A 24,527-nucleotide genomic window follows, 5' to 3' on the forward strand; every position below is an offset into this window, starting at 1 on the left:
AGCATGGGCAGGTCGCGCACGTATTCATGGGACGACCCGGCAGTGACCGCCGAAGGCGCCGCGTCGATGGCGGGCCTGGAGTTCCTGAACGCGATAGTCCGAGTAGAGGATCACTGTCGAGCCCTCGTCGACCAGCGTGCCCGCGGGCGGGTCCGTCGACACGACCCTTCGGTCCGCGGTGAGCGACTGCGCGGACTCGCCGACGAGGTTGAACTCCTCCAGCTTCGTGCGCGCCTGAGTGGGCGTCATGCCGACCACGTCGGGGACCTTGACCTTGCCGTCGCGCAGGCTCAGGACCACGGTGCTGCCCTGCGGCGCCATCGTGGACGGGACGGGCTTCTGCGCCTGCACGAGCCCGCGCGGTCCGCCGGTGCCGGGCAGGTACTGGAACTGCACCTGGAACCCGGCCGCTTCCAGCGTCTCGGCGGCTCTGCGGTCGGAGATGGTGGTGACGCTGGGGACCCGGACGAGAGTCTTGGTGGGCGGGCTGGTGATCTCCCCAGAACCCCCGTTCCCCTTACCGCCGTTCCCGTTCCCGCCGTTGCCCCCGTTGCCGCTGCCGCCGTTGCCCCCGTTGCCGTTGCCGCCGCCCGAAGCGCTCTTGGAATCGTCGTCGTCCCCGCCGGCGTCGTCGGTCGGCGTCACGGTGGACGTGGGCGCGGTCGGAGCGGTCTCGCTGACCGTCACCGTGGTGGACGGCCTCGCCGCCGCGTTGCTCGCGCCGCCGCCGTCCTCGTTGTTCGCGGCGACCGCGACCACGGCGGCGACCGCCACGATCAGCGCGATCACCGCCCCGCCGACAAGCATGGGCGTGGAACGGGCCCGCAGCCCGGACGAACGGCCGTCCTGGCGCTCCTGCCGGAACCGGGCCGGGACGTCGACCGCGAACGCCGCACAGGCCGCACCCTGGTTCGCCGTCGTCGACACCACGCGCAGGGCCACCCCGAAGCGTTCGCTGCGCCCGTCGTTGACGCGCCCCGCGGCGTCCGCCCCCGGTACGCCGAAGCGCGACGCGACGTCGATCCCCAGCGCCGTGCGGTCCTGCGGAAGCGTGTACCGGATCGCCACCACGCGCGTCTGGTCCGGCGCCAGCGGCACGTTGAGGACCGTGGCATCGAAGTCGAGGCGCCCGTCCACCTGTTCGACCGGCTCGACCCGGAACGTGTCGGGCCGCATACCCGAATTGCGCACCACGAGACGCACGGTCACGGTACGGCCGGGCTCGCCCCGGATCCGCTCGGGCTCGCACCACGCTTGGACCCCCGTGTCGTTCCCCGCCCGCAGGTCCGTGCCGCACCGGTTCCCGGGACAGTACGACCCCAGCCGTTCCTGCCCATCCGTGCGCGCGCCGCACAGGCGACAGAAGAGCCTCATCCCGAATTCCCCTCCCAATCCGGCCCGTTCTCCTCATCCATCGGGATGTCCGCCGGGATGTATGGGGGACGTGAACCCCGCGGCCCCCGGTTCCGTCGGACCGCCGGACACGCCGGAGCGTGAGGGAACACCCTCAGGCGCGATGCGACGGACGCCGCGAGGATCGCCGGCCGGCGAACGCGCGAGACCCGCCGAGTCCCCGGGACGGGACTCGGCGGGTGCTCCGACCGTTCAGCACCGGGCGGCGATCCAGGCGCTCTCGACCGAGTTCACGTCACCCAGCCGGTAGGCCCGGCCGGCTGCGGTGCACTTCCAACTGACGTGCCCGTCCCTCCACTTGATGGTGATCTGGGCGTCCGCCCACGTGCAGTTGTAGTACCAGTCGCCGTACTGCGGGAGGCTCAAGTGGTGCGAGAAGCCGCACTTCATGTAGTCCCCGGCTGCGGGTCCGGCGAGTCCTGCGGGCCCTGCGGGCCCTGCGGCCCCCGATAGCCCCGCGGGGCTCGCCGGCGCGGCCGAGGCGGCCTGCCCCGGCCCGGCGAAGGCGCCGACGGCCAGCAGGGCGGCTGTGCCCAGCAGGGCGAGGCGATTGCTGCGCTTGCGCACAAGTTGCTCCTTTGTTGGTGGACCTGCGCCCGCGCGGTCAGGGACCGGGGCACTCGTACGCGTAATTGGCCTCGACGTTCTCCTGGAGCGTCGAGATCCAGTGGTACCGAGCGGACTGTCCGGGGCCGAGGGCCTGGCACGTGGGGTCGAAGTGGTAGTCGAGCTGCACGGTGACCCGGTCGATGTGGCGTCCGCAGTCGTTGCGGACGTCCGCCCACCTGTCGAAGATCGTCGGATGGCCGCCACCCTGCTTGGTGATCACCAGGCAGGCGGCGCGCGGGCTGTCCTCGGCGGGCACGGACTCCGCCGCGCCGGCGGGGGCGGCGACGACGGTCCCCAGCAGCATCGTGGAGGCGAGGGCGAGGGCGGCCGGCAGGAAACGGTGTCGGTGCACGACGAGCTCCTTGTCTGTGACTAAACGGTTGGTTCCGCGATCAGCATTGATTACACTCGGAAGCCGATCAACCGCATGGCGTGAAGATGCCATTTGTTCGGCATTGAACAATCGGATCGGCGCCGTGGCGGGCCACGCTGCGCCGAGACGGCGACGGGGGACGAGCCATGGACCGCGGTACGAGGCAGGCGGCGCAGGCGACGGGCACTGCCGCCGCCGCGAAGCGCGAGGACATCCGGGAGGCCGTGGCCCAGGCCCTCGACGAGTCCGCGTTCCACGCGAATCAGGGCATCCGCCCGCCCACGCTGGTGGTGCCGCCCCCGCAAGTGGGCCACGCGGCGGCCCGGTTCTCCCGGACCGCACGCCACGAGATGCTCATGTTCGACGACCCCTCCGGCTGCCTGGACCAAGGGGTCCCGGAGCGGAAGCTCGTGCACGTCGCCAACTGCATGCGCGGGGCCGCCGCCCAGGTCCCGGCCGTACGCCAGATCACCTCCCGGCAAGGGCTGCTCCGCGACGCGCCGATCGGCACGATCGCGTGGCAACAGGGCGCCCACGCCCGGCTGATCCCGCGGATCCCCTTCCGGCTCTCGGTCATCGACCGCACCGTGGCACTGCTGCCGCTCGATCTGGACGTCTTCTACAACGGCATGCTCGTCGTCCGCGACCCGGTGGTGGTCGCCGCGCTCGTCCGGGTGCACCAGGGATGGTGGAGCAGCGGCGAGGACCCCGGTGCCGACCGGCCGGCCCACGAACTCCCCGGCTACTTGGCCCCCGTCCTCGGCTGCCTCACCGAGGGCCTCACCGACGCCGCCGCCGCGGCGCGCACCGGTCTTTCCCGCCGCACGTACGCCCGGCGCGTCAGCGAACTCCTGGCTCTGCTGGGAGCCGCCAGCCGCTTCCAGGCCGGAGTGCTCGCCGCGCGGCGCGGCTGGCTGTGAGCCGGTACGCGCCCGCCGCTCAGGCGCGGGGGGCGCTCGCGGTGGACCAGTGGCCGATCAGGTCGTTGTAGAGGGTCGAGCGCGCCATCAGCTCGTCGTGCGTCCCGACCGTGGGCAGGTGGCCGTCCATCAGGAGGATCTGGTCCGCGCGGCGCGCCGAGTCCATCCGGTGGGCGATCACGATGAGGGCTCCGGGGCGGGCCGCGAAGGCGGATTCGGCCAGTGCCTCGGTGCCGGGGTCGAGGTGGCAGGTCGCCTCGTCGAGGATCACCAGGCGGGCCGGAGAGACGAACGTACGTGCCAGCGCGATCATTTGGCACTCACCCGCGGAGAGGGCCGCCGGGTCGGGGAGTTCCGCGTCGTAGCCGCCGATCCGCTCCGCGAGCTCGCGGGCGCCGACCAGGCGTACGGCACGGTCGAGTTCGGCGTCGGTCGCGGCGGGTTGCAGGTAGGCGAGGTTCTCCCGGAGCGTCCCGGCGAACACGTACGCCTCCTGCGGCACGACGGCGATCTCTCGCCGCAGGCGCTCCTCGCCGAGGTCGGACGTCGGCACGCCGCGCAGCAGCACCGTGCCGTGCTGCGGCGTGAGCAGACCCGCCAGCAACGCCGCCAGCGTCGACTTGCCGATGCCGCTCGGGCCGACGATCGCGAGGTGTCCGCGCTCGGGGACGGACAGGTGCAGGCCCTGGACCACGGGAGCCGCGTACTGCCCGTAGGAGAAGGTGACGTCGCGGGCGGTCAGTGCGGCGGGCCGGATGGAACGCTCGGTGCCGGGCGCCGGGACGGCGGCCAGGGGTTCGGCTGCCGCCTTCGGCCGCCCGCCGGACTCGGCCAAGCGACCTGCCACCACGCCCAGTTCGAGGATCCAGTCGCCCACGGTCGCGGTCAACGCCCGCAGCGCCGGAGCCAGCTCCTTCACCAGGTAGAGGACGGCACCGGCGACCTCGCCGGGGGAGAGAGTGCCCTCGCGCAGCAACCGGGGGGCGGCCAACAGCAGGATGATCAGCGGCAGTTGACCGCCGATACCGACGATGAGCAGGCGCAGCGCGGAGGCTCGGGCCAGTGCCCGCGCGGCCTTCGCCTGGGCTTCGATCGCGACCCGCAGTTCCGCGACGACGCGGTCCTGAGCGCCGAGCGCGACAACGTCCCGCAGTCCGCCCACGACGCGCCCGGTGTCGGACGCGATCCGCTCGTCGGCAAGGACCAGCGCGCGGCGCCGCCGGGCCAGCGGCCCGAGGAGCCGGATGAACAGCCACGCGGCCGGCACCAACGGGATCAGGACGAGCGGCAGCACGATCGGAGCCAGGACCGCGAGGCCGACCAGCGCCGCGACGACGGTGACGGCCAGCTGCCGCAGGGTCCGCAGCAGCGACGCGGTCAGGTTGCGGCAGGTCTCCACCTGCTCGGTCAGCCGCGCGACGGCCGCCGACGGGTCCGTCCCGCCCGGGCGCCGTCCCGCGACCGCGGCGTCGAGCGCGCCGCCGACCACGCGGCGCACCAGCGCGTCGCGCAGCGGCTCGACGACCGCGGCGAGGTGCGGGAACATCGCGTACGTCGCGGCCACGCGCAGCAGCATCGCCAGGCCCAGCACGCCCAGCAGCACGAACCCCACGGTGTTCCGCCCCGCCAGGAATCCCTGGTCCAGAGCCGCGGCCACCAGCGCGCCGGACAGCAGCGCGGGCATGCCCTCCAGGACCGACCAGCCCAACACGCGCAGGAACGCCGCTTTGTGCGGCCGGAGTTCGCCGACCAGCAGATCGCGGCCCGCGCGTATGCCACCTGGGTCGACCGGTGCGTGCCGTGCATTGTCGCGTGCCCGGCGGCGGATCACCGCGCGTCCTCGGCGGCCGGCCCGATCGGCGGACGCGAGGCCGAGCCAGACGCGGTGCCCAAGGCGGTGCCCGACGCGGCGCCCGACGCGGCACCCGATACGGCGCCCGATACGGCGCCCGAGACGAAGCCCGAGACAGCGCCCGACGCGGCGCTCGACACCGAACTCGCGAAGACCGCACGGTAGTCCGCGTCGTCCCACAGTTCTTCGTGCGTGCCCAATGCGCGGATGCGCCCCGCGTCCAGCCACGCGACCCGATCGGCCTGCGCCGCCGCGGCCGCGCGGTGTGCCACCACGATGCGCGTGCGTCCCGCGAGCCGCCGCCGGAACGCGTCCATCACCTGATGCTCCGTCACCATGTCGAGGCCCGAGGTCGCGTCGTCCAGCACCATCACGCGCGCGTCCTGGGCGACCGCGCGGGCCAGGCCGAGCCGCTGCACCTCGCCGCCGGACAGGCCGAGGCCCTCGACAGGGGTGGAGTACCCGTCCGGAAGCCGCAGGACGAAGGTGTCGGCCTGGGCGATGGCCGCCGCCCGGCCGATCTCGCCCGCCCCCGCGCCCGGGCGTCCGTACCCGAGCGCGTCGCGCAGGTCGGAGCCGAGCAGGGCCGGGTCGGGGAACGCGTACGCCACCGCCCGGCGCAGCTCGCCGCGGGCCAAAGCCGCCACCGGCAGCCCGTCCACGAGGACTTCGCCTTCGTCGGGGTCGTGCAGCCGCCCCGGCAGCGCCGCCAGCAGCGACTTGCCCGAGCCGGTGGTGCCGACCAGTGCCAGGCAGGTTCCGGCGGGCACGGTCAGGTCCACGCCGCTCAGCAGCGGGCGGTCGTCGGCCGCGCGGACCGACACGTTGCGGAAGGCCAGTTCGCCCCGTCCGGGCGGCAGGACCCTTTTGGTCCCGTGCGGGGCGACGGGCACGGACAGCAGTTCGTCCGTACGCCGCCGCCCCGCACGGGCGTGCGCCACTCCGACCAGGCTTTCCAACTGTTCCAGGAACCCCAGTCCGAGTGCCGCGTACCCCGCGGCTGCCACCAGGTCGCCGGGGGGGATCCGCCCCTCCGACAGAGCCCACCCGGCGACCGACAGCACCGCGAGTTCCACCACCGGTGCGAGCAGCAGGATCTGGGCGACGGCACGCCGTTGTGCGCGCCACAGTCCGTGTCCGACGGCGGAGAGTTCGGGGAGGGGCCGCAGTACGCGCGACTCTTCGCGGTCGCGCGTGCCGCAGGCCCGGATGGTGCGGATGCCGCCGAGGGCGTCCGCGAGTCGTGCGGAGATCCGTGCCTGGACCTTCTGGTAGCGCTCGTTCAGGTCCGTCGCGTGGACCATGAACGTGCGCACGATGACCAGGGCCGGCACCAGACCCGCGACGAACGCGACGGCCAGCCACGGGTCGAGCAGTCCGAGGGCGACGATGCCGCCGAGCGAGGTGGCCAGTGCCCCGAGGGTGCCGATCAACGCCGGCACGAGCCGCGCCGCGTCGGGCGCGCCACCCACCAGACGCCCCGTCACATCGCCTTCGGGGTACGGGTTGCGGCCTCCGGTACCGAGCGCCACCATGTGGTCGGCGAGTCGGCCGCGCAGCCGCGCGGTGAGCGCGGCCGTCAGCGTGGGGCCCGCCAACTCGCCGAGCAGCGCCGCGATCAGGCCGAGGGCCAGCACCGCGGCGAGCGGGGGGAGCGCGGAGCCCGCGCCGCCCCCGTCGAGGATCGTGTCGACCGCCTCCGCCGCCGCCGCCGGAAGGAGCAGCGCGGCGGCGGACGCGGCCGGTACGGAGACCGTCAGCGCGGCCATCGGCCCGGGAGCGTGCCGCCAGGCGGCACGGAACCCGGTTCCGGAGTCGGCCACGTCGAAGGTCCCTTCCTGTGTGGTGGTGCCTGAATGCGTTGGTGCGTTGGTGCAGTTGCCGTGCCGTGCCGTGCCGTGCCGTGTCCGTCCGCTGCGGCGTTGGTGCCGCCGCGTACGCACCCCGTGCACGGCCCGGTTCTGGTGTCGCCTCCGCCGTGCTGGCAGAGTTGTCGGAGAACCGGGAGCTCCTGATTCCGGCAGGAACTCCCGGTTCCCTCACGGCGGTCCGGGGGTGGGTCCGGACGCCGTCACCGACCACCGGCCTCCCGGCGGGGCGTCAGCAGCCGATCGTGAAGATCAGGCAGGTGACGATCAGGCAGGTGAACTGGCAGCCGCCGCCGCCCCCGCCGTGGCCGCCGCCCAGCTCGACCGACTCGGTCTCGGGCAGGCGCTGCAGGGCCGCGAGGTCGGTCTCAAGGTTCTGCATGATGGTGTCCTTTCGTGACACGGACCGCCCCCCAATGGGTGTCCGTGGATCGTGGGCCGCGGCGCGGTGCGCACGCGGGTGGTGCCGGGGCCGCCGGGCCGAGGCCCGTCGGTGGGCCGGTCCGCCCGTCCGGCAGCTCGCGCGGGACTCGTCACGAGTCCCGCAGGAACGCCGTGAGGCGGGTGTACAGCTCCGGGGCCCCGTCCCCGGCGAAGACCTCGTGGCCTTGGCCGGGAAGCTCCAGATAGCGGAAGTCCGTCCCCTCGCAGCGTCCGAGCTGCAGGAGCCGGTGCCGCAGGGTGCGGGACTGGCCGACCGGGATGATGTCGTCGCGGTCGCCGTGCACGAACATCAGCGGTGCGCGTAGGCCTTCGCAGAGGCGTACGACGTCGCGCGGTCCGAGGGCGTCGTCCAGTTCCACGTCGCCGCCTAGGCGCGTCATCAACGCCCTTACCGGCAGCGAGGCTTCGGCGATCAGCCGCGGGCCGGACAGGAAGGGCGCGATGGCGAGCACCCGCGACCAGGAGTCCGGCGAAGTGCACGCGGCCAGCAGAGCGAGGTACGCGCCGTAGCTGGTGCCGAACAGCGCCGGCAACGGCAGCCCGGCGGCGCGTTCGCTCACCAGCGTGCGGGCGATCGCGGTGATGTCGTCGAGGTCCGGTCCGCCCCAGGCGCCGTGCAGGCACGATGCGTACGACTCGCCGTAGCCGATGCTGCCCCGCTGGTTCGGGGCCACGACCGCGACCCCGTTGGCCGCGAGGTGCTGGAGCACCGGGGAGAACTCGAAGCGCCAGGCTGCCGCCGGGCCGCCGTGCAGCGCCAGGACCACATGTTCCGACGTCCGCCAGTCCAGACCGCCGTAGACGACCGACTCGACCGGCCCAACTTCGCCGACCAGAAGCTCCAAGTGCGCGGATTCCCAGACGGGTTCCGACGCCGGGTCGTCGGCTGAAGCGGATTCCTCGGACGCGGTCGCCGCCGCGGCACCAACTGCCGCGACCCCAACGGCCGAGCCGCCCGCGGTCGGGGCACCGGCGGTGCCCGTGAGGTGCCAACTGCCGGGCCGGTCGGGCAGCACCGTGGCGAGCCCGCTGGGCCGGTCCGGCGCGGAGAACGGGATGTGCAGGCCCGACCGCGTCCATCGGCCCAGGCCGCCGAGGCAGCCTTCCGGCATTTTGACGTCGAGGAGCGTGCCCTCCTCCGGCCCCCACACCGCCAGGCGCGAGGTCGCGCCCCGGTCGAGTTGCAGCGCGACACGGTCCCCGTCGGGGGCGATCGCCACCGGGCGCACCGTCGTGTTGGGCAGGTGCACCATCTCGGGGAACCGTACGCGGCCGGGCGCTTCGCCGCGGTCCTCGGCCAGTCGGATCCACCCGAGGCGGTCGTGGCCCGGCGCATCGCTGGAGATCACCAGCAGGCCGCTGACCGGATCGCACATCTGCAAGCGGTCGTTGCTGGTCTCGGACATCTCGAGGAGCGGATTGAGCCAGCCGTCGTCGAGGTCGAGGACGGCGCTCTTGACGCGTCCGTCGCGCACCGCGTCGAGCGCCAGCCGGCGCCCGGCCGGGTCGAGCCACACGCCCCCGCCGAACAGGCCCTGGAGTTCCGTCAGGACCTCCAGCGGACCGCCGTCGAGCGGTACGCGCCACACGGTGGTGACCGGCGTCGTGTCGGTGCCGAGAACGAGGGCGAGGCCGTCCGGACCGGGGTACGGCAGCAACCGCAGGCCGGGGCTGCGGACCGTGGCGATCCGCCGCTCGGCGTCCTCGGGTCCGCCCAGGAGCACGAGTTCGTGGTGGCCCGGCTCGTGCCGGCAGACCAGCACGCTGCCGTCGTCGAGGGCGAGCAGCTGCGTGTGCAGTTGCTCCGGCTTGTCGGCGTGCGGGCGTTCGGGAGCGCTCAGCACGCCCGAGCCGCCGTCCGGGCGCAGCGACCAGGACTCGACATGCCACGCGCCGTCGCCGGCCGTGGCCAGGCAGGCGGCGTGGTTGCCGTCCGCGGAGAAGGAGTAGCTGACGCGGCGCAGGGCCGGCGCGACGAGGGTCGTGGTCATGCGGCGTGTCCTCCTTCGGTCTCGGCGTCTTTCCGGGCGATCGGGGATGTGTCGGCGGGCGGTTCGGTGGCCATGGTGTCCATGCCGCCCAGGCGCGAGGCGGCGTCCACCGGGTCCACCCACAGGCGCGGGCCGCCGTGTCCCAGGCGGAGCAGGAAGGCGACCACGCCCGCGAGGCCGGTGCCGTACGACGCGGAGATCCCCACCGCCGTCTCGTCGCACGGCACGAGCCGGCCGCCGACCGACGCGCTGCGCGCCGCGACGAGTTCGGCGCATTCCTCGGCATAGCCGCGGTACAGCTCGGCACCGCCCGGGTCGGACAGTTCGGCGACGTCGAGCAGGAACTCGCCGTTGCCCGCGAGTCCGTGGCAGGCGGTCGTGCCGCTGTGCCAGCGGGCCCGGCGTACCGCCGTCGCGGCCTGTTCGGAGAGGTCGCGCAGGACCGGGTCGCCGGTGGCGTCCCAGAGGCGGATCAGGAAGGTCCCGACACCGGACGAGCCGCTGCACCAGTGGGCGAGGCGCACCCCCGGCGGATCGGCGGGCCCCTGGGCCCACCACGCGGCGCCGTCCTCGGCGCGCACGGTTCGCGAGAGTGTGCGTCCCGCCGCCAAGGCCGTGTCGAGGTACGCGCCACGCCCGGTGGCCCGGCCGGCGGCCAGCAGGAACGCGCCGATCCCGGCGACGCCGTGCGCGTACCCGAGGTGGGCGGCGCCCGCGAGCTGGGAGTCGAAGTCCTTCGGGACCTGCCAGAGCATCAGGTCACCGTGTTCGCGGCCCGCGGCCAGCAGGCCGTCGGCGCACGCCACGATGCGCTGGCGGAACCGTCCGTCCCCGGTCGCGTCCCACATCCGCAGCTGGGTGAACCCGGCGCCCGCGGCGCCGTGGCACACGTCCGGGTTGGGCCAGCGGACCGGGACGCGCAGCGCCATGTCGGCGGCGTGCCCGGCGAGTTCGCAGTCGTCCAGCAGCTCGGCGGCCTCCATGAGGGCCCACGCGGTGCCCGAGCGGCCGAAGTGCAGGCCGGGCAGCGTGACCGGTTCCCGCGCCGCGTGCTCGCGCAGCCAGGTGGACGCGGTGCGCACGCGCTCGACGAGCATCTCCCGCAGCTCGGGCGCGAGCGTCGGGGTGCGGGCGGCGCGGGCGAGGACGCCGAGGACGCCGGCGCCGCCGTACTGCACGCTGCACGGATCCATCGCGGCTCCGCCCGGCGTGACCGGCCACAACCGGTCGCGGCGGTCCGGGGACATGCTCTCGGCGAGGTGCGTCAGGCCGTCCGCCAGCACCCGGCCGAACCGGGCGGGATCGCCGTCGTCAAGGTCGGACCCGTCGCCGGTCGGAGGGCCGGAGTGCGCCGCGGCGGCGTGGTACGGATGCGGCCGGGCGGCGTCGCGTACCCGGCCGGGGGCGGGCACGGGGGCGCCGCCCCGCCGCTCGATGGCGCCGAGGTGTGCGCGCACCCGGGCCAAGTCCCAGCGCTGCCGCGGATCGTCGCGCAGGAGCCCACGGACGGCCGGTGCGAGGAGGCGCGCGGTGCGTCCGTACCGGGTGGCCAAGTCCAGCCAGGGGCCGATGCGTTCGACTGTCGAACGCGAGCCGGTCGCGGCCTCCTCGGCGTCGTCGGGCAGACCCGGGTCGGCGCCGGTGGCGAGGAGGAAGAGGAGGCCGCCGAGGCTGTAGAGGTCCGCCTCCGGCGAGACGGGGTGGAGGCCCCGGCCCCGCGCATGGCGCGGCACGGCGCGCTGCTCGGGTGCGCGGTAGCCGGGAGTTCCCGCCGCTCCCGCGAAACTGCCTGCGTCGGCGGCGAGTTCGAGGTCGATCAGGCGCAACCGCCCGTCGGGGGTGACCATGACATTGGTCGGCGCCAGGTCGCGGATCACCAGACCCGCGCGGTGCATGCCCCCGACGACGCCGAGGAGTTCGGCGACGACGTCGCGGGCGAGGTGCCACGGCACGTCGGGCGAGCCGCCCGGATCACGGGGTTCGGTGCCGGCATGGCGCATCACCCAGGCACGGAGCGAGGTTCCGGATATGCGCTCCTGGGCGAGGAACAGCGTGCCCTCCTGCTCGACCAAGGCCACGTGCGCGGGGGTCAGCCCCGTGTCGGCGAGGCGTTCCAGCAGCGCGGATTCGTGGCGCAGCGCGGCGTGGGCGTCCCGACCCGAGTGGTCGACCTCGACGTACGCGCGGGCCTGCTTGACCACGACGTCGGCGCCGGTGACGGTGTCCGTGCCGACGAACACGCCGCCCTTGGCCGAGTGCCGGATCGCCGCGGTGACCGCGAAGCGGCCCGCGACCAGCACACCGCTGTTGCCGTCGGCGTTCTGGCGGGCATGCCGGGACGCCAGCGGATCGGGCGCCCACGGGGGAGGCGAGAACCACGCCGCCCGGGAGTCCTCGACGAGCGAGCCGTCCGGAGCGGTGAGGGTCGGCCGGTACGCGCCGTCGTTGCCGAGGCGCGAACGGTGGGTGAAGCCGCCGAAGCGGTAGTGCACGATGCTGCCGGGACGGCACGCACGGTCGGACATCACGCTCGGGCCGACCATGCCGCGCGTGGCCAGGTCGAGCGCGTCGACGAGCTCGACGAACTCGATGTCGTCGCACGGGTAGACCGTGATGAACTTGCCCGATGAACTGCGGTCCGCTTCACGTGAGTTGAGCATGCGCAGCAATTCGGTTCCGGCGGCCAGTTTGAACGGTACGCCGCGCGGCACGACGACGTCGCACACCCGGTCGAGTACCTCGGCCGCACTCCCGGTCGCCGCGCTGACGTGGATCTTCCAGCCCTGCGCCGGCAGCACGTGGTCGCGCGGCGTGACGGTGCACCAGAGTTCGTCGGTGCGGATGTCCCAGACCCGGCGGTCGGCGGTCCGGCCGGCGATGTCGGTGTCGGTGTCGTTGCTGCGGTGCGCGTCGTCCGCCGTGCTGCCGTGCGCGCCTTCCGGCGTCGCGCCCTGCCCGTCGTCCTGTGTCTGGTGCTGCTGCTCCCGGGCGCCGGCCTGCTGGTGCCGGTCGAGCGCCGCTCGGACGCGCTCGACCAGGGTCCCCCCCGGCAGGTCGCGGGCGGCGCCGTGCACGGCACGGTGCCCACGAACTCGTGTTGCGGCCAACCCTGATACCCCCCTCGCGCCCGGTCCGGCGGACCTTTCTCGGTCCGTGGGGCCGGCGCCCGGAAACCTTCCGCCGACGACCGTCCGTTTGGCGGTGTCGGCTTGAACTGCCCGTCGTCCGACCGCTGTTGCTTCGGTCCGTTCGGGACGAGAAAGACCGTACGGTTCGTATTCGCGGCGACTCAACGAGTTACGGAGGGGTTCACCCGCATGGGTGAAGTAACCACCGAATGTCGGCGGGAGTGAAGGGGGAGCTGTAGAGAGCGTGGTGTGACGATATGACGAACGTGCGGTTGGGCGGCCCGGCGCACGGCATGCGTACGGGGTGCCGGACCGTGCTCCGACACCCCGTCAACCGGCTTTGTAGGAAGGCTACTTGGGCTGGAAGCGGATGCCGCCGTCCAGACGGATGACCTCGGCGTTGAGGTAGCTGTTGGTCAGCAGTTCGTACGCCAGGCTCGCGAACTCCTCCGGCACGCCCATCCGCTTCGGGAACAGCACGGCCGCCCCGAGCGTGTCCTTGACCTGCTGGGGCGCGAGGTCGAACAGGGCCGTGTCCATGGTTCCGGGAGCGATCGTGTTGACGCGTACTCCGATCGCGGAGAGGTCGCGGGCGATCGGCAGGGTCATGCCCGCGACCGCGGCCTTGGAGGCGCCGTACGCGGCCTGGCCGATCTGGCCGTCGAACGCCGCCACCGACGCGGTGCACACGATCGCGCCCCGCTCGTTGTCGGCCTGGGGGTCGTTCTTCGCCATGGCCGCGGCGGCGATGCGGATGGCGTTGAACGTGCCGATCAGGTTGAGCCTCACGATGAACTCGAACGGCGCGAGCGGGTGCGGGGATCCGTCCCGGCCCACCGTGCGGGCGGCGTACCCGGTGCCGGCGCACGCGACGAGCGCACGGAGCGGACCGGCCGCCACGGCCGCGTCGACGGCGGCCTGCACGTGCGCCTCGTCGGTCACGTCCGTGGCCGCGAAGACGCCCTTGATGTCGGCGGCGACCCGCGCCCCGCGCTCCTCGTTCTTGTCCGCGACCACGACGGTGGCCCCCGCCTCGGCGAGCCGTCGCGCGGTGGCCTCCCCGAGGCCGGAAGCGCCGCCCGTGACGACGGCCGAGGCTCCTGCGAGATCGAGCATGGGTCGGGTCCTCCCTGACACTGCCCCGGCGACTGCTTGACCGAAGCAAGCTGATATGACGTCACGGAGCATCGCACGGACGACGCGGGGAGGGGCGGGCCCGGGCATGTGGCGCTGATCGCACCCGATCGCACAGGACCACAGGACCGAACAGCACCGCCGTCGGCGCGGGATTGACGTTGACGCGACGTCAACGTCTTGACTTGCGGTATGCGAATCGGAGAGCTCGCCGCACTTCTGGGTGTGTCCACCCGGACCGTCCGCCACTACCACCACCAAGGCGTCCTGCCCGAACCCGCACGGCTGTCCAACGGATACCGCGAATACGGCATGCGCGACGCCGTCGCCCTGGCCCGCGTACGCCGCCTTGTGGAACTCGGCCTGAGCCTGGACGAGGTTCGCGACGTCATCGCCGACGACCGCGCCCGCGAGCTGCCCGAGATCCTGCACGACATCGACGCGAGCCTGGCCCGCCAGGAGACGGAGATCCGGGTACGCCGCGCCCGCCTCGCCGAGCTGCTGGCCCGTGCGGACGCCGGGGCGCTCGACACCGACGACACCGCGTCGCCGGAACTCGTGGCGTTCCTGCGCGGCATCGACGCCCCCGCGTCGCCGATCGCCGCGTGGGACCGCGACTTCCTGCTGCTGATCGACACGATGGCATCGCAACCGGACCGGGACCGCGCAGGCGCGATGTTCGCACCGCTCACCTCCGATCCGGAGCTGATCGGGATCGGCCACGACTTCTACCGCAGGCTCGACGAACTGGCTGAGGCGGAACCGGACGACCCGCGTGTCCAGCCCCTCGCCACAGCGCTCGCCGAGTTCACCACCACACATCTGCTGGTCGGCCCGGTGCCCGGGACCGGCTCGGCCTCGGCTTCCACAGCGGCTTCCAAAGCGGCATCCGCCTCGGTGTGGGAGTCCGCGTCGCTGGAACCGTTCCTCGACGAACTCGCCCCCGCACAAGCCGAGGTCGTACGCCGGACCGTGCGCCTGTTGGAGGCGTCGTGGTCCGCGGCGTCCGCATCCGAGCCCGCAGCTTCCACGGCCCCCGTGCCCGAGCCCGCCGCACCCGCACCCGCACCCGCACCCGCGCCCGCGCCCGCACCTGAGGAGGACCCATGACTCCGGAACGCTTCCCGGTGCGCCGACTGGTGCGCTTCCTGATCCGCTACGAAGGCCGCGCGATGCTCAGCCTGTGGTTCTGGGCGATACGCCGCCGCCACGGGGTCGGGCCCGGCGACGTGGCCGTCGGCTATGCGCGCGAACAGCGGCCGATCATCCTGGTGTTCCTGTTCGTGTCGATCGTCGAGGCCCTGGTCTTCTTCATCCTGGTCCCGTGGCCCGTCGCGCACCTGGTCCTGCTGGTGGTGGACGTACAGACGACCGAGATGATCCTCGCGATCCTGGCCGCGCAGGCGACGCGCCCGCATGTCGTGTCGGAGTCGGAACTGCGGATCCGTAACGGTGCGGTGTTCGACCTGCGTGTGCCGCGGGCGTCGATCGTGTCCGCGCGGGTGGCCCGCCGGTGGGACCACGAACGCACGCTGTCGGTGGCGAACGGCGAGATGGCCCTAGCGCTTTCGCACCAGACGAACGTCCTGGTGCAGTTGTCGGAGCCGGTGACCGTACACGGGTGGCGCGGACCGCGCGGCGAGGCGAGGACGCTGCGGATATATGCGGACGACCCGCAGGCGATGGTCGACGCGCTGACGGCGACGGACCCCGACGAGAGCCGGCCTGCGTCTAACCGCGCACCGGCTCGGTCGACGGCGACGCCGGCGGCGACGAGGACGGCGGCGGCGGGGCTTTCAGGGTCAGAGTGACCGTCTTGCCGGCGTCCGGGGGTGACTGCGACGAGACCGTGCACGTACCTGCCGACTGGCCGTCCAGGCACTCCGGGTCGGAGGCCCCCGACCGCTCCGCGTCGAAGCCCGCCCTGGCCAAGGTGCTCCGAGCGCTGCGCCAAGTCTCACCGACGACATTGGGGGGAGGCGCCGGAGGCTCGTTCGTCGCCGTCGGCCGCGTCGCCGTCGGCGGTGCCACCGTCGGAACCCCCGGCCCCGGGACCGTCGTCGGCGGACGGCTCGACGGCGGCCTCGTGGTCCGCGTCGCGCTCGGCGTCCGCGTGGCGGTGGGCGTCGTGCTCGTCGGCGCGTCGGACGACGGTATTTCCGTGGGGACCGTCTCCATCGGCGCGGGCGAGTCACCGCCGCTTCCGGTGGCGGACGGGGCCGTCGAAGTGGCCCCGGCCTTCCTCGTCGGATCCTTCTTGCCCCCGCCACCGGACCCGGCCGAGGCCATGCCGACGATGAGCGCGACCACCACGGCGACCGCGGCCACCGCACCCGCCGCGGCCATCTGCGTACGCCGTGCCTGGTTGCGCCGGGCGCGGGCGGCACGCGGCGAGGGGAACTCGTCGGGCTCCGGCGTGCCGCTGAGCGGGCGTACGGTGAGCGTGGCCCCGGCCGCGACCCCGCGGTCGAGCGTGGAGACCACGCGCAGCGGCACCACGATGGCGTCGTCGAGCGGTGCGCCGTACGCCGTCGGGTCCGGGCCGGTGCCGTCGAACAACCCGCCCGCGCCCACGAGATGCGCGGCCGGGTTCCAGTCCGGCGGAACGGTGTACCGCACGGTCCACACGCACAGTTCGCCCGCGAGTACGTCGCCCGGCTTGCCGTGCCGTTCGACCGTGATGCGGTCGCCGATGTCGCGGCGGAGCTCCAGGACGTACTTGTCGGCGATGCTGCCCGCGTTCCGGAGGGTCAGCGTCGCCGCCACCGTGTCCCCGGGGCGGGCCTCGACCTCCGCCGGCTCGCAGTCGACCTGGACCGCGAGGGACGTGTCCCCGTCGCGCTGCGCGGCCAGATCGGCACCGCAGCCCAGCCCCGCGCAGTACTGGGCAGCCAAGTCGTTGCCGGTGCCGCAGAGTATGCAGTGCACCATGTTTCCCCGCCCCCTGACGGATACCCCACCCCGGGCCGGTCGGCCGGGCGTGCCCCCGCGGTTCTTCGGGTCGGACGCCGTTGTCGCGACTGCGGCGGGCCTTGTGCGAGCCGGTGCCGCGTGGCCGGTCCTACCGGTTCTGCCGGTCGGTTGGGGGCGTTTCGCGGAATCGCGGCCGGGAGCCGCAGCCGATTCCCGGCGTTTCTCCTGATGTGGGGGAAAGCTTCCCGCGCATTGTCGACACAGTGACGATGATCGGCGGAGGGGTGGCAGACGTCGGGCGAAGGGGCCGCGTCGCGGTGAGTCGCGAAGATCGGCCGCGGCCGGGCGGCGCCGTGGATCACGGTAACCTCGGACCGTGCCCAAGCTCTCCGACGTCCTGACCGCGCTGCACGGCCTCTACGACCCCAGCTGGGCCGAGTCGTGGGACGCCGTCGGCCTGGTCTGCGGGGACCCCGACGCCGAGGTCCGCAAGGTGCTCTTCGCCGTGGACCCGGTGCAGGCGGTCGCGGACGAAGCCCTCGCGTGGGGCGCCGACCTGCTGGTCACCCACCACCCCCTCTTCCTGCGCGGTGTGCACTCCGTCGCCGCGACCGGCTTCAAGGGCCGCGTCGTGCACAGCCTCATCAAGGGCGACTGCGCGCTCGCGGTCGCGCACACCAACGCCGACTCCGCCGACCCCGGCGTCTCCGACGCGCTCGCCCGCGCCCTCGGGCTCGTGGTGGCCGGGCCGCTCGACCCGAGCGCCGCCGACCCGGAGGGCTGCCGGGGGATCGGCCGCATCGGCGCGCTGCCCGAGCCCGAGTCCCTCGCCGCGTTCGCCGCACGCGCGGCCAAGGCCCTGCCGTCCACCGCGGCGGGGCTCCGGGTCGCGGGCGATCCGGAGCGCACGGTGCGGACCGTCGCGGTCTGCGGCGGCGCCGGCGACAGCCTGTTCGGGGCCGCCCGCCGGGCCGGGGTCGACGTGTACCTGACCGCGGACCTGCGGCACCACCCCGCGTCCGAAGCCATCGAGGCCGGCAGCCCCGCACTCGTCGACGCCGCGCACTGGGCGACGGAGTGGCCGTGGCTGGAGCAGGCCGCAGCCGAACTGACGGCCGCGTTGGCCGCGTCCGGGGCTACGGTGGAGACGTACGTCTCACGACTGCCCACCGACCCCTGGGCATTCCACGTTCCCAGCACCACCTGACCGACCCCGATCACGTCGACCGACCAGGCCGCCCGACCGGGTCGGCCGTACGGTGGCCGCCGCACCGGCGCGCCTCCCGCACCGGCCGGCAGCAGACGACGACCACACGCGCTAGGAGACCCCGCTGAACGCCGCCCCCGCCGACCAGCTCCGCCTGCTCGACCTGCAGGCCCTCGATTCGCGCCTGGACCGTCTCGCCCACCGGCGCCGGACGCTCCCCGAACACGAGGAGATCGACCGTCTCGGCACCCGCCTCGCCACGCTGCGCGACCTGGTCGTCGCGGCCCAGACCGAGGACAGCGACGCCGCGCGGGAGCAGACCAAGGCCGAACAGGACGTCGACCAGGTCCGCACGCGCGCCGAACGGGACCAACAGCGGCTCGACTCGGGGCACGTCAGCAACCCCAAGGAACTGGAGAACCTCCAGCACGAGATCGTCTCGCTCGCCAAGCGCCAGGGTGACCTCGAAGAGGTCGTCCTGGAGATCATGGAGCGCCGCGAGGAGATCCAGGGCCGCCTGGCCGGACTCGTCGAAGAGCGCGACGCCGCACAGGCCGAGCGCGAAGCCGCCGAGGCCCGCCGCGACGCCTCCGTCACCGAGATCGACGCGGAGAGCGCCGGCGACACCAAGCAGCGCGAGGTCGTGGCCGCCGCGCTGCCGGCGGACCTGATGAAGCTGTACGAGAAGATCCGCGACCAGCAGCACGGCGTCGGTGCCGCCGCGCTGTACCAGCGCCGCTGCGAGGGCTGCCGCCTGGAGCTGGGCATCACCGACCTGAACGCGATCCGGGCCGCGGCGCCGGACGCGATCGTGCGGTGCGACAACTGCCGCCGCATCCTCGTGCGTACCGCAGAGTCGGGCCTTTGAGCGCGCGCGGGTTCGTCGTCGAGGCGGACGGGGGGTCGCGCGGGAACCCGGGGCCCGCCGCGTACGGCGCCTTGGTGCGCGACGCCGCGACCGGCGCGGTGCTGTGGGAGATGGGCGAGGCCATCGGCGTCGCCACCAACAACGTCGCGGAGTACCGCGGCGTGCTGGCCGGGCTGCGTGCCGCCCGCGACCTGGACCCGGAGGCACCGGTCGAGGTGCGCGCCGACTCCAAGCTGGTCGTCGAGCAGATGTCGGGGCGCTGGAAGATCAAGCACGCCGACATGCGGGACCTCGCGGCCCAGGTCCGCGACGTGTACCCGGCGGGGCACGTGAAGTACACCTGGGTGCCGCGCGAGAAGAACAAGCACGCCGACCGGCTCGCGAACGAGGCGATGGACCTCGCCGCCAAAGGCGAGGTGTGGCGGCCGAAGACCCCGGTGGCGGTCGACCCCGAACTGGTCGAGTCGGCGACGGCTGCGGGGCCGGCGGCGGGGACGCGTACCGCCGTGATGCCCGGCGCCAGGGCCGACGCGGGCAGCTCGCCGGAGCGTGCCGCCAACTCGGAGACGCCGCCCGCCGGTTGGGGGCCCGACCTGGGCACCCCGACCACCTGTGTCCTGCTGCGGCACGGTGAGACGGCGCTGACCCCGCAGAAGCGGTTCTCCGGCGTCGGCGGCGATCCCGAGCTGTCCGAACGCGGGCTGTGGCAGGCCGAGCGCGCCGCCGAACTGCTCGCCGCACGCGGCACGATCCAGGCGATCGTGTCCTCGCCGCTGGCCCGCTGCCGCCAGACCGCCGCCGCCGCGGCCCGCCGCCTGGGACTCCAGGTGCGGGTCGAAGAGGGCTTCCGCGAGACGGACTTCGGCGCGTGGGAGGGCCTGACCTTCGGCGAGGCCCGCGAACGCTGGCCGGACGAACTCGCGGCGTGGCTGGCGTCCCCCGACGCGCCGCCGCCCGGCGGCGAGAGCTTCACCGAGGTCGCCCGCCGCGTCGTCGTGGCCCGCGACAAGGTGCTCGCCCGCTACCCCGCGAAGACAGTGCTCGTGGTCACCCACGTGACGCCCATCAAGACGCTGGTACGCCTCGCGCTCGACGCGCCCGCGCAGTCGATGTTCCGCATGGAGCTGTCGGCGGCGGCGCTCACCGCCATCAACTGGTGGGCGGACGGGAACGCGTCGCTCCGCGTCTACAACGACACGTCGCACCTGCGGGAGGGGTAGGGCGCGGAGGTTCGCGGCCGGACCGCCGCCGGGCGGGATCAGATCTCGGAGACGACGACGTCGAGCGCCCACGGCGTACCGCGCTTCGCCGGAGGCTGGGCCTCGACCGTCCAACCCAGGTCGCGCCACGTGTCGGCCAGTTGCGCGGGAGTCCTCGGCTGTGCCCCGTCCTCCAGCAACTGCCGGGTGAGCCGGCCCTTCGTCGCCTTGTTGAAGTGGCTGACGACAGTGCGGCGGACGACGCCGTCCACCTCGCGCTCGTGCAGCACGCGTACCGTCGCGGTACGGCCCGCCACCGCACCCGTCGGCCGCCACGCGGGCGTGTACGCCGACGACCGCAGGTCCAGCACCAGCCCGCCGCCCGCGAGTTCGGGCAACGCCGTGTCCAGCGCGGTACGCCACAGCGCGGGCAGCGCGCCCAGCCCCGGCAGCCGCACACCCATCGACAGGCGGTACGGCGGCACCCGATCCGTCGGCCGCAGCGCGCCCCACAGGCCCGAGAACACCAGCATGCTCCGGGACGCCCGCCTGGCCGCGGCCTTGTCGAGCGTGCCGAGTGCGAGCGCGTCGTACAGCACCCCCGTGTACAGCTCCGCCACCGGCAGCGTCGGTGCCTCGCGCAGCTCCAGATTGCGCAGCACCTCCCCGCGCAGCTTCGGGCCCAGGCCCAGCACTTCGAGGGCTTTCATCTCATCGCCCTCGCACAGGGTCACCAGCGAGTCGATCACGCGCTCCCGGGCCTGGGTCAACCCGGGAAGGGAGAGCCCGGCCAGGTCGAGCGCGGGGCCGGAGCCCCCGGAGGCCTTGCCTTCCGAGGGCGGCAGCAGGACGAGCACGGACGGAACTCCCAGCGACGCGCGGATGATGCGCCCTACCCTATGACGCGCCCGGGACGGTGAATCATGACGCGCCCATGCTCCGGACCCGGCCGCGGAATCCGCAGGTGAGGAGGCCGGCCGACCGGTTGCGGAGGCAGTCGGCCCCCGATGGAACCGGGGCGAATCCGGCCGAATCCCGCAGCGCAGGGCCTAAGCTCGGCCCGTGCCCCGACGGAACATGCACCTCAACGCCGCCGACGGCGCGCGCCTCCGCGCCGGATTCGCCGCCCTGCGCGCCGACCTCGGTCTGCCGGACGCGTTCCCTCCTGAGGTCCTCGCCGAGGCCGAGCGCGCGACCCCGCGGCTCACCGGCGACGACGCGACCGGCATCCCCTTCCTGACCGTCGACCCGGCGGAGTCGATGGACCTCGACCAGGCGATGCACCTCGAACGCCGCGGCGACGGCTACCGCGTCAACTACGCCATCGCCGACGTCGCGTCGTGGGTGGTGCCGGGCGGCGCGATCGACGCCGAGACCATGAAGCGCGTCGAGACGCTCTACCTGCCCGACGGGCGCGTACCGCTGCACCCTCCGGCGCTGTCCGAGAACGCCGCGAGCCTGCTGCCCGGCCAGGACCGCCCGGCCGTGCTGTGGACGCTCGACCTCGACGCGGGCGGCGAGCTGACCGCCACCGACGTACGGCGCGCCACTGTGCGCAGCCGCCGCCGTCTCGACTACTTCGAGGCACAGCGCCTGATCGACGCGGGTCCGCCGGACCGGACCGACGAACCGCTCGCGCTCCTGCGCGAGATCGGCCTCCTGCGCGAGCGCGTCGAACGCGAGCGCGGCGGCGTCAGCCTGCCGATCCCGGAGCAGGAGATCGTGCAGCGCGGCGACACCTGGGAGCTGGACTTCCGCGCGCCGCCGGCCGTCGAGGGGTGGAACGCGCAGATCTCCCTCCTGACCGGGATGGCCGCCGCGGACCTCATGGCGTACGCCGGCGTCGGCATCCTCCGCACCCTCCCGGACGCCCCGCCCGGCGCCCTCGAACAACTCCGGCGCGTCGCGCGGGCGCTGGAGGTGGACTGGCCGGACGGCGCGACGTACGGCGACGTGATCCACCGCATCGACCCCGGCCTCCCCAACCACGCCGCATTCCTGCAGGAATCCACCGGACTGCTGCGCGGCGCGGGCTACACGGCCTTCGACGCGGGCGTCCCGGAGCTGGCCACCCACGCCGCGGTCGCCGACGAGTACGCCCACGTGACCGCCCCGCTGCGCCGCCTTGTGGACCGGTTCGCCGCCGAGGTCTGCCTGAGTGTGATCGCGGGCGACGACGTGCCCGACTGGGTGCTGGGCCGCCTGCCCGACCTGCCCAAGACCATGGAGGCGGGCGACCGCAGGGCCCACGAGGTCGAGCGCGAGGCCGTCGACCTGGTCGAGGCGGCGGTCCTCGGTCCCCACGTCGGCGAGGAGTTCGACGCGGTGGTCGTCGACCTCAACGACAAGGGCGACGCCGGCACCGTGCAACTGCGCGAGCCCGCGGTGCGCGCCAAGTTCTCCGGCACCGGCCTCAAGCTCGGCTCGGCGGTGCGCGTACGCCTGACCGAGGCCGACCCGGCGAAGCGCCGCGTACGGTTCGCCCCGGCCTGACCGCTAGGCTGGGGGCGCGGCGGAAGAGCCGGCCGGGCGGCCGCGTCGGGGCCCTCCGGGGTCCCGCCGAGGAACGTCCGGGCTCCACAGGGCAGGGTGGTGGGTAACGCCCACCTGGGGCAACCCACGGGACAGTGCCACAGAAAGCAGACCGCCAGGCGTCCTCGGACACCTGGTAAGGGTGAAACGGTGGTGTAAGAGACCACCAGCGCCCGAGGTGACTCGGGCGGCTAGGTAAACCCCACCTGGAGCAAGGTCAAGAGGGAGCCGACAGGCTCCTGCGCAGGCGTTCGAGGGCTGCCCGCCCGAGCCTGCGGGTAGACCGCTAGAGGCCGGCGGCAACGCCGGTCGTAGATGGATGGCCGCCACCGCCCGGACCGCGAGGTCCGAGCGGCCACAGAACCCGGCGTACAGGCCGACTCTTCCGCCGCCTGTACATCTGACCAGGGCAGACGCCTGCGTCTCCGACGTCCCTGAAGCAACCGTGGAGAATCCGGGGACAAAAACACTCCGTTGGCTGAGCTGCCTTGACGTGCGCCGGCCACTCGCCGATTGCGGCGATGCCCAGTCACCGGACCTCGGTATGACGTGCGTGTACCTCCCCAGCGACTAGGCGGGGGTGCCGTGCCCCAGCCACTTCTCCGGCCGTGCTGCGCTCGGCGCTTGTCTCCGGCCGTGCTGCGCTCGGCGCTTGTCTCCGGCCAGCGGGACCAGCGAACAAGGCCGCGGTCGCTGCTCTGCGACGAAGCGCGGGAGCTGTTGCGGCGGATTCGTACCGCAGTTGAGGGTCGTGGAGGGGTGACTTGGACGGTGCCGAGTGGGGTCACTGGGGGAGGGGGGCGGGGAAGGCGGGGAGTTTGCGTATGGGGGAAAGGGCTACGGGGACGAAGGCGGTGGCGAGGACGATGCCCGCCGTCCACAGGGCGGTTCGGAGGTCGGCGAAGCGGGCGATGAGGCCTGCGGCGGCGGAGCCGATGGCCATGGCGCCGGTGAAGACGATGTGGACGGTGGCGTTCATGCGGCCCTGGAGGGCCGTCGGCGTGCGGACCTGGCGCAGGCTGATGCCGAGGACGTTGTCGAAGCCCATCTTGGTGGTGGCGAGGAGCCAGCCGAGTGCGGCGACGCAGAGCCAGGGGCCGCTGTCGATCAGGGGGATCAGGAGTGCCCAGGGGGCGAGCCACAGGCCGGTGAGGCCGAGAGTGGGGCCGAAGCCGAAGGCCGCGGCGACGGGACGGGCGAGGTAGGCGCCGAGGAGGTTCCCGACGCCGCTGAGCGCCCACATCAGGCCGAGGGCCGCCGCGGGGAGGCCGAGGCCTCGGGTGAAGAGCACCGGCAGCAATGTGTTGATCATCTGGGCGCCGAGGTTCGTCAGTGCGACGGTGGTGGCGAGCGGACGCAGTTCGCGGTGGCCGAAGACGTGCCGGAAGCCCGCGACGAGTTCGTCGCGGCGTAGGTGGGTGGCGGGGGTGTGCGCTTCGGTTTGCGGTTCGCATTGTGGGGCGGTCGCGGGGACGGTCGCGGCGCGGACCCTGGGGAGCAGGGCGAGTTGGTGGGCGGAGACCAGGTACGCGACCCCGGCGCCCCCGACCGCGGCTGCCGGGCCCAGCAGTTGGACCAGCCCGCCGCCTGCCGCGCGGCCCGCGATGAGGCCGGTGGCCATCAGGCCGTAGATGAGGGTGTTGGCCCTGAGCAGGTTGCCGTGGCAAGCGATGCCGGGGAGCATCGACTGCGCGCCGACGTTGAAGAAGACCGTGGCCGTGCCGTTGAGGAGCACCACCACGCACAGTTGGGTGAAGGTCAGGACGTCCGCCCACCAGGCGACCGGGACCGACAACAGCAGCAGTGTGCGCGCCACATCCGCGGCGACGAGGACCCGGTGGTGCGGCAGGCGGTCGATCCAGACTCCGGCGGGCAGCCCGAATGCGACGAACGCGACGGCCCCGAGGGCACCCAGCAGGCCGACTTGCGCGGTGCCCGCGTCGAGCGAGGTGACGGCGACGAGCGGGATCGCCACGTACGCGATGTCCGTCGCCAGATGGCTCGTCGCATTCGCGGCGAACAATGGACGGAACCCCGGTATGCGCCACGGAGAGCCAGATTGCATCCGGGCAACCT

19 protein-coding genes and 1 other RNA gene are annotated in these 24,527 nt (G+C 73.5%); 8 read left to right on the forward strand and 12 right to left on the reverse strand.

Annotated features, from left to right (window positions below; translation table 11 throughout):
• Nucleotides 1-24 precede the first annotated feature (24 nt).
• The 3 genes from AB0C36_RS21605 to AB0C36_RS21615 form a co-directional block, all read right to left on the reverse strand.
• Nucleotides 25-1,209, reverse strand: coding sequence for a PASTA domain-containing protein (locus AB0C36_RS21605; protein ID WP_358356355.1), 1,185 nt, complete (start codon nucleotides 1,207-1,209; stop codon nucleotides 25-27).
• A gap of 396 nt (nucleotides 1,210-1,605) precedes the next feature.
• The gene (locus AB0C36_RS21610; protein WP_358356357.1) at nucleotides 1,606-1,980 is read right to left on the reverse strand and encodes a hypothetical protein; all 375 of its coding nucleotides are present in this window, start codon (nucleotides 1,978-1,980) and stop codon (nucleotides 1,606-1,608) included.
• 37 nt (nucleotides 1,981-2,017) lie between these two features.
• A complete protein-coding gene (locus AB0C36_RS21615) occupies nucleotides 2,018-2,374 on the reverse strand; it encodes a hypothetical protein (protein WP_358356359.1) in 357 nt (118 codons plus the stop codon).
• A 167-nt stretch (nucleotides 2,375-2,541) separates the two neighbouring features.
• Here AB0C36_RS21615 and AB0C36_RS21620 point away from each other — a divergent pair, with 167 nt between their 5' ends.
• Nucleotides 2,542-3,315 carry a helix-turn-helix transcriptional regulator gene (locus AB0C36_RS21620; RefSeq protein ID WP_358356360.1) on the forward strand — a complete coding sequence of 258 codons (774 nt, stop codon included), beginning with the start codon at nucleotides 2,542-2,544 and terminating at the stop codon, nucleotides 3,313-3,315.
• Nucleotides 3,316-3,334: 19 nt separating this feature from the next.
• On the opposite strand, the gene AB0C36_RS21625 is transcribed toward AB0C36_RS21620, so the two are convergent.
• From AB0C36_RS21625 to AB0C36_RS21650, 6 genes are all read right to left on the reverse strand, one after another.
• Entirely contained in the window at nucleotides 3,335-5,146 is a 1,812-nt protein-coding gene (locus AB0C36_RS21625; protein ID WP_358356362.1) for an ATP-binding cassette domain-containing protein, read from the reverse strand.
• Entirely contained in the window at nucleotides 5,143-6,990 is a 1,848-nt protein-coding gene (locus AB0C36_RS21630; RefSeq protein ID WP_358356364.1) for an ABC transporter ATP-binding protein, read from the reverse strand. Before AB0C36_RS21630 ends, AB0C36_RS21625 begins: the two co-directional genes overlap by 4 nt.
• 277 nt (nucleotides 6,991-7,267) lie before the next feature.
• Nucleotides 7,268-7,417, reverse strand: coding sequence for a VenA family class IV lanthipeptide (locus AB0C36_RS21635; protein ID WP_268823938.1), 150 nt, complete (start codon nucleotides 7,415-7,417; stop codon nucleotides 7,268-7,270).
• Between the two features lie 151 nt (nucleotides 7,418-7,568).
• On the reverse strand, nucleotides 7,569-9,470 hold the full coding sequence (locus tag AB0C36_RS21640) for a S9 family peptidase (RefSeq protein WP_358356366.1): 1,902 nt from the start codon (nucleotides 9,468-9,470) through the stop codon (nucleotides 7,569-7,571).
• Nucleotides 9,467-12,544: a class IV lanthionine synthetase LanL gene (lanL, locus tag AB0C36_RS21645; protein WP_358356367.1), complete on the reverse strand. Its 3,078-nt coding sequence runs from the start codon at nucleotides 12,542-12,544 to the stop codon at nucleotides 9,467-9,469. Before lanL ends, AB0C36_RS21640 begins: the two co-directional genes overlap by 4 nt.
• A gap of 405 nt (nucleotides 12,545-12,949) precedes the next feature.
• A complete protein-coding gene (locus AB0C36_RS21650; protein WP_358356369.1) occupies nucleotides 12,950-13,714 on the reverse strand; it encodes an SDR family NAD(P)-dependent oxidoreductase in 765 nt (254 codons plus the stop codon).
• A gap of 210 nt (nucleotides 13,715-13,924) precedes the next feature.
• On the opposite strand from AB0C36_RS21650, the gene AB0C36_RS21655 reads away from it, so the two are divergent.
• Together AB0C36_RS21655 and AB0C36_RS21660 are read left to right on the forward strand one after the other, a co-directional pair.
• A complete protein-coding gene (locus AB0C36_RS21655; RefSeq protein WP_358356370.1) occupies nucleotides 13,925-14,842 on the forward strand; it encodes a MerR family transcriptional regulator in 918 nt (305 codons plus the stop codon).
• Nucleotides 14,839-15,543 carry a hypothetical protein gene (locus AB0C36_RS21660; protein WP_358356372.1) on the forward strand — a complete coding sequence of 235 codons (705 nt, stop codon included), beginning with the start codon at nucleotides 14,839-14,841 and terminating at the stop codon, nucleotides 15,541-15,543. The genes AB0C36_RS21655 and AB0C36_RS21660 overlap by 4 nt, the downstream gene beginning before the upstream one ends.
• Here AB0C36_RS21660 and AB0C36_RS21665 read toward each other — a convergent pair.
• Nucleotides 15,464-16,663 (reverse strand): PASTA domain-containing protein, encoded by a 1,200-nt coding sequence (locus tag AB0C36_RS21665; protein WP_358356374.1) that lies wholly within the window; start codon nucleotides 16,661-16,663, stop codon nucleotides 15,464-15,466. The two genes, AB0C36_RS21660 and AB0C36_RS21665, sit on opposite strands and share 80 nt — an antisense overlap.
• 358 nt (nucleotides 16,664-17,021) lie before the next feature.
• Between AB0C36_RS21665 and AB0C36_RS21670 the strand changes: the two genes are divergently transcribed.
• From AB0C36_RS21670 to AB0C36_RS21680, 3 genes are all read left to right on the forward strand, one after another.
• Complete coding sequence (locus AB0C36_RS21670; RefSeq protein WP_358356375.1) at nucleotides 17,022-17,852, forward strand: Nif3-like dinuclear metal center hexameric protein; 831 nt, start codon at nucleotides 17,022-17,024, stop codon at nucleotides 17,850-17,852.
• A gap of 124 nt (nucleotides 17,853-17,976) precedes the next feature.
• Complete coding sequence (locus tag AB0C36_RS21675) at nucleotides 17,977-18,720, forward strand: zinc ribbon domain-containing protein (RefSeq protein WP_358356436.1); 744 nt, start codon at nucleotides 17,977-17,979, stop codon at nucleotides 18,718-18,720.
• A complete protein-coding gene (locus AB0C36_RS21680; protein ID WP_358356377.1) occupies nucleotides 18,717-19,940 on the forward strand; it encodes a bifunctional RNase H/acid phosphatase in 1,224 nt (407 codons plus the stop codon). The genes AB0C36_RS21675 and AB0C36_RS21680 overlap by 4 nt, the downstream gene beginning before the upstream one ends.
• Before the next feature lie 38 nt (nucleotides 19,941-19,978).
• Here the strand turns inward: AB0C36_RS21680 and yaaA are convergent, their stop codons facing one another.
• Nucleotides 19,979-20,776, reverse strand: coding sequence for a peroxide stress protein YaaA (gene yaaA / locus AB0C36_RS21685; protein WP_358356378.1), 798 nt, complete (start codon nucleotides 20,774-20,776; stop codon nucleotides 19,979-19,981).
• A 205-nt stretch (nucleotides 20,777-20,981) separates the two neighbouring features.
• On the opposite strand from yaaA, the gene AB0C36_RS21690 reads away from it, so the two are divergent.
• Both AB0C36_RS21690 and rnpB read left to right on the forward strand, forming a co-directional pair.
• Complete coding sequence (locus tag AB0C36_RS21690) at nucleotides 20,982-22,412, forward strand: RNB domain-containing ribonuclease (RefSeq protein ID WP_358356380.1); 1,431 nt, start codon at nucleotides 20,982-20,984, stop codon at nucleotides 22,410-22,412.
• A 24-nt stretch (nucleotides 22,413-22,436) separates the two neighbouring features.
• Nucleotides 22,437-22,839: RNase P RNA component class A (gene rnpB / locus AB0C36_RS21695), an RNA gene on the forward strand.
• Between the two features lie 396 nt (nucleotides 22,840-23,235).
• Here the strand turns inward: rnpB and AB0C36_RS21700 are convergent.
• Complete coding sequence (locus AB0C36_RS21700; RefSeq protein WP_358356382.1) at nucleotides 23,236-24,516, reverse strand: MFS transporter; 1,281 nt, start codon at nucleotides 24,514-24,516, stop codon at nucleotides 23,236-23,238.
• Nucleotides 24,517-24,527 lie beyond the last annotated feature (11 nt).

Source organism: Streptodolium elevatio, from assembly GCF_040649515.1.
GTDB lineage: Bacteria > Actinomycetota > Actinomycetes > Streptomycetales > Streptomycetaceae > Yinghuangia > Yinghuangia elevatio.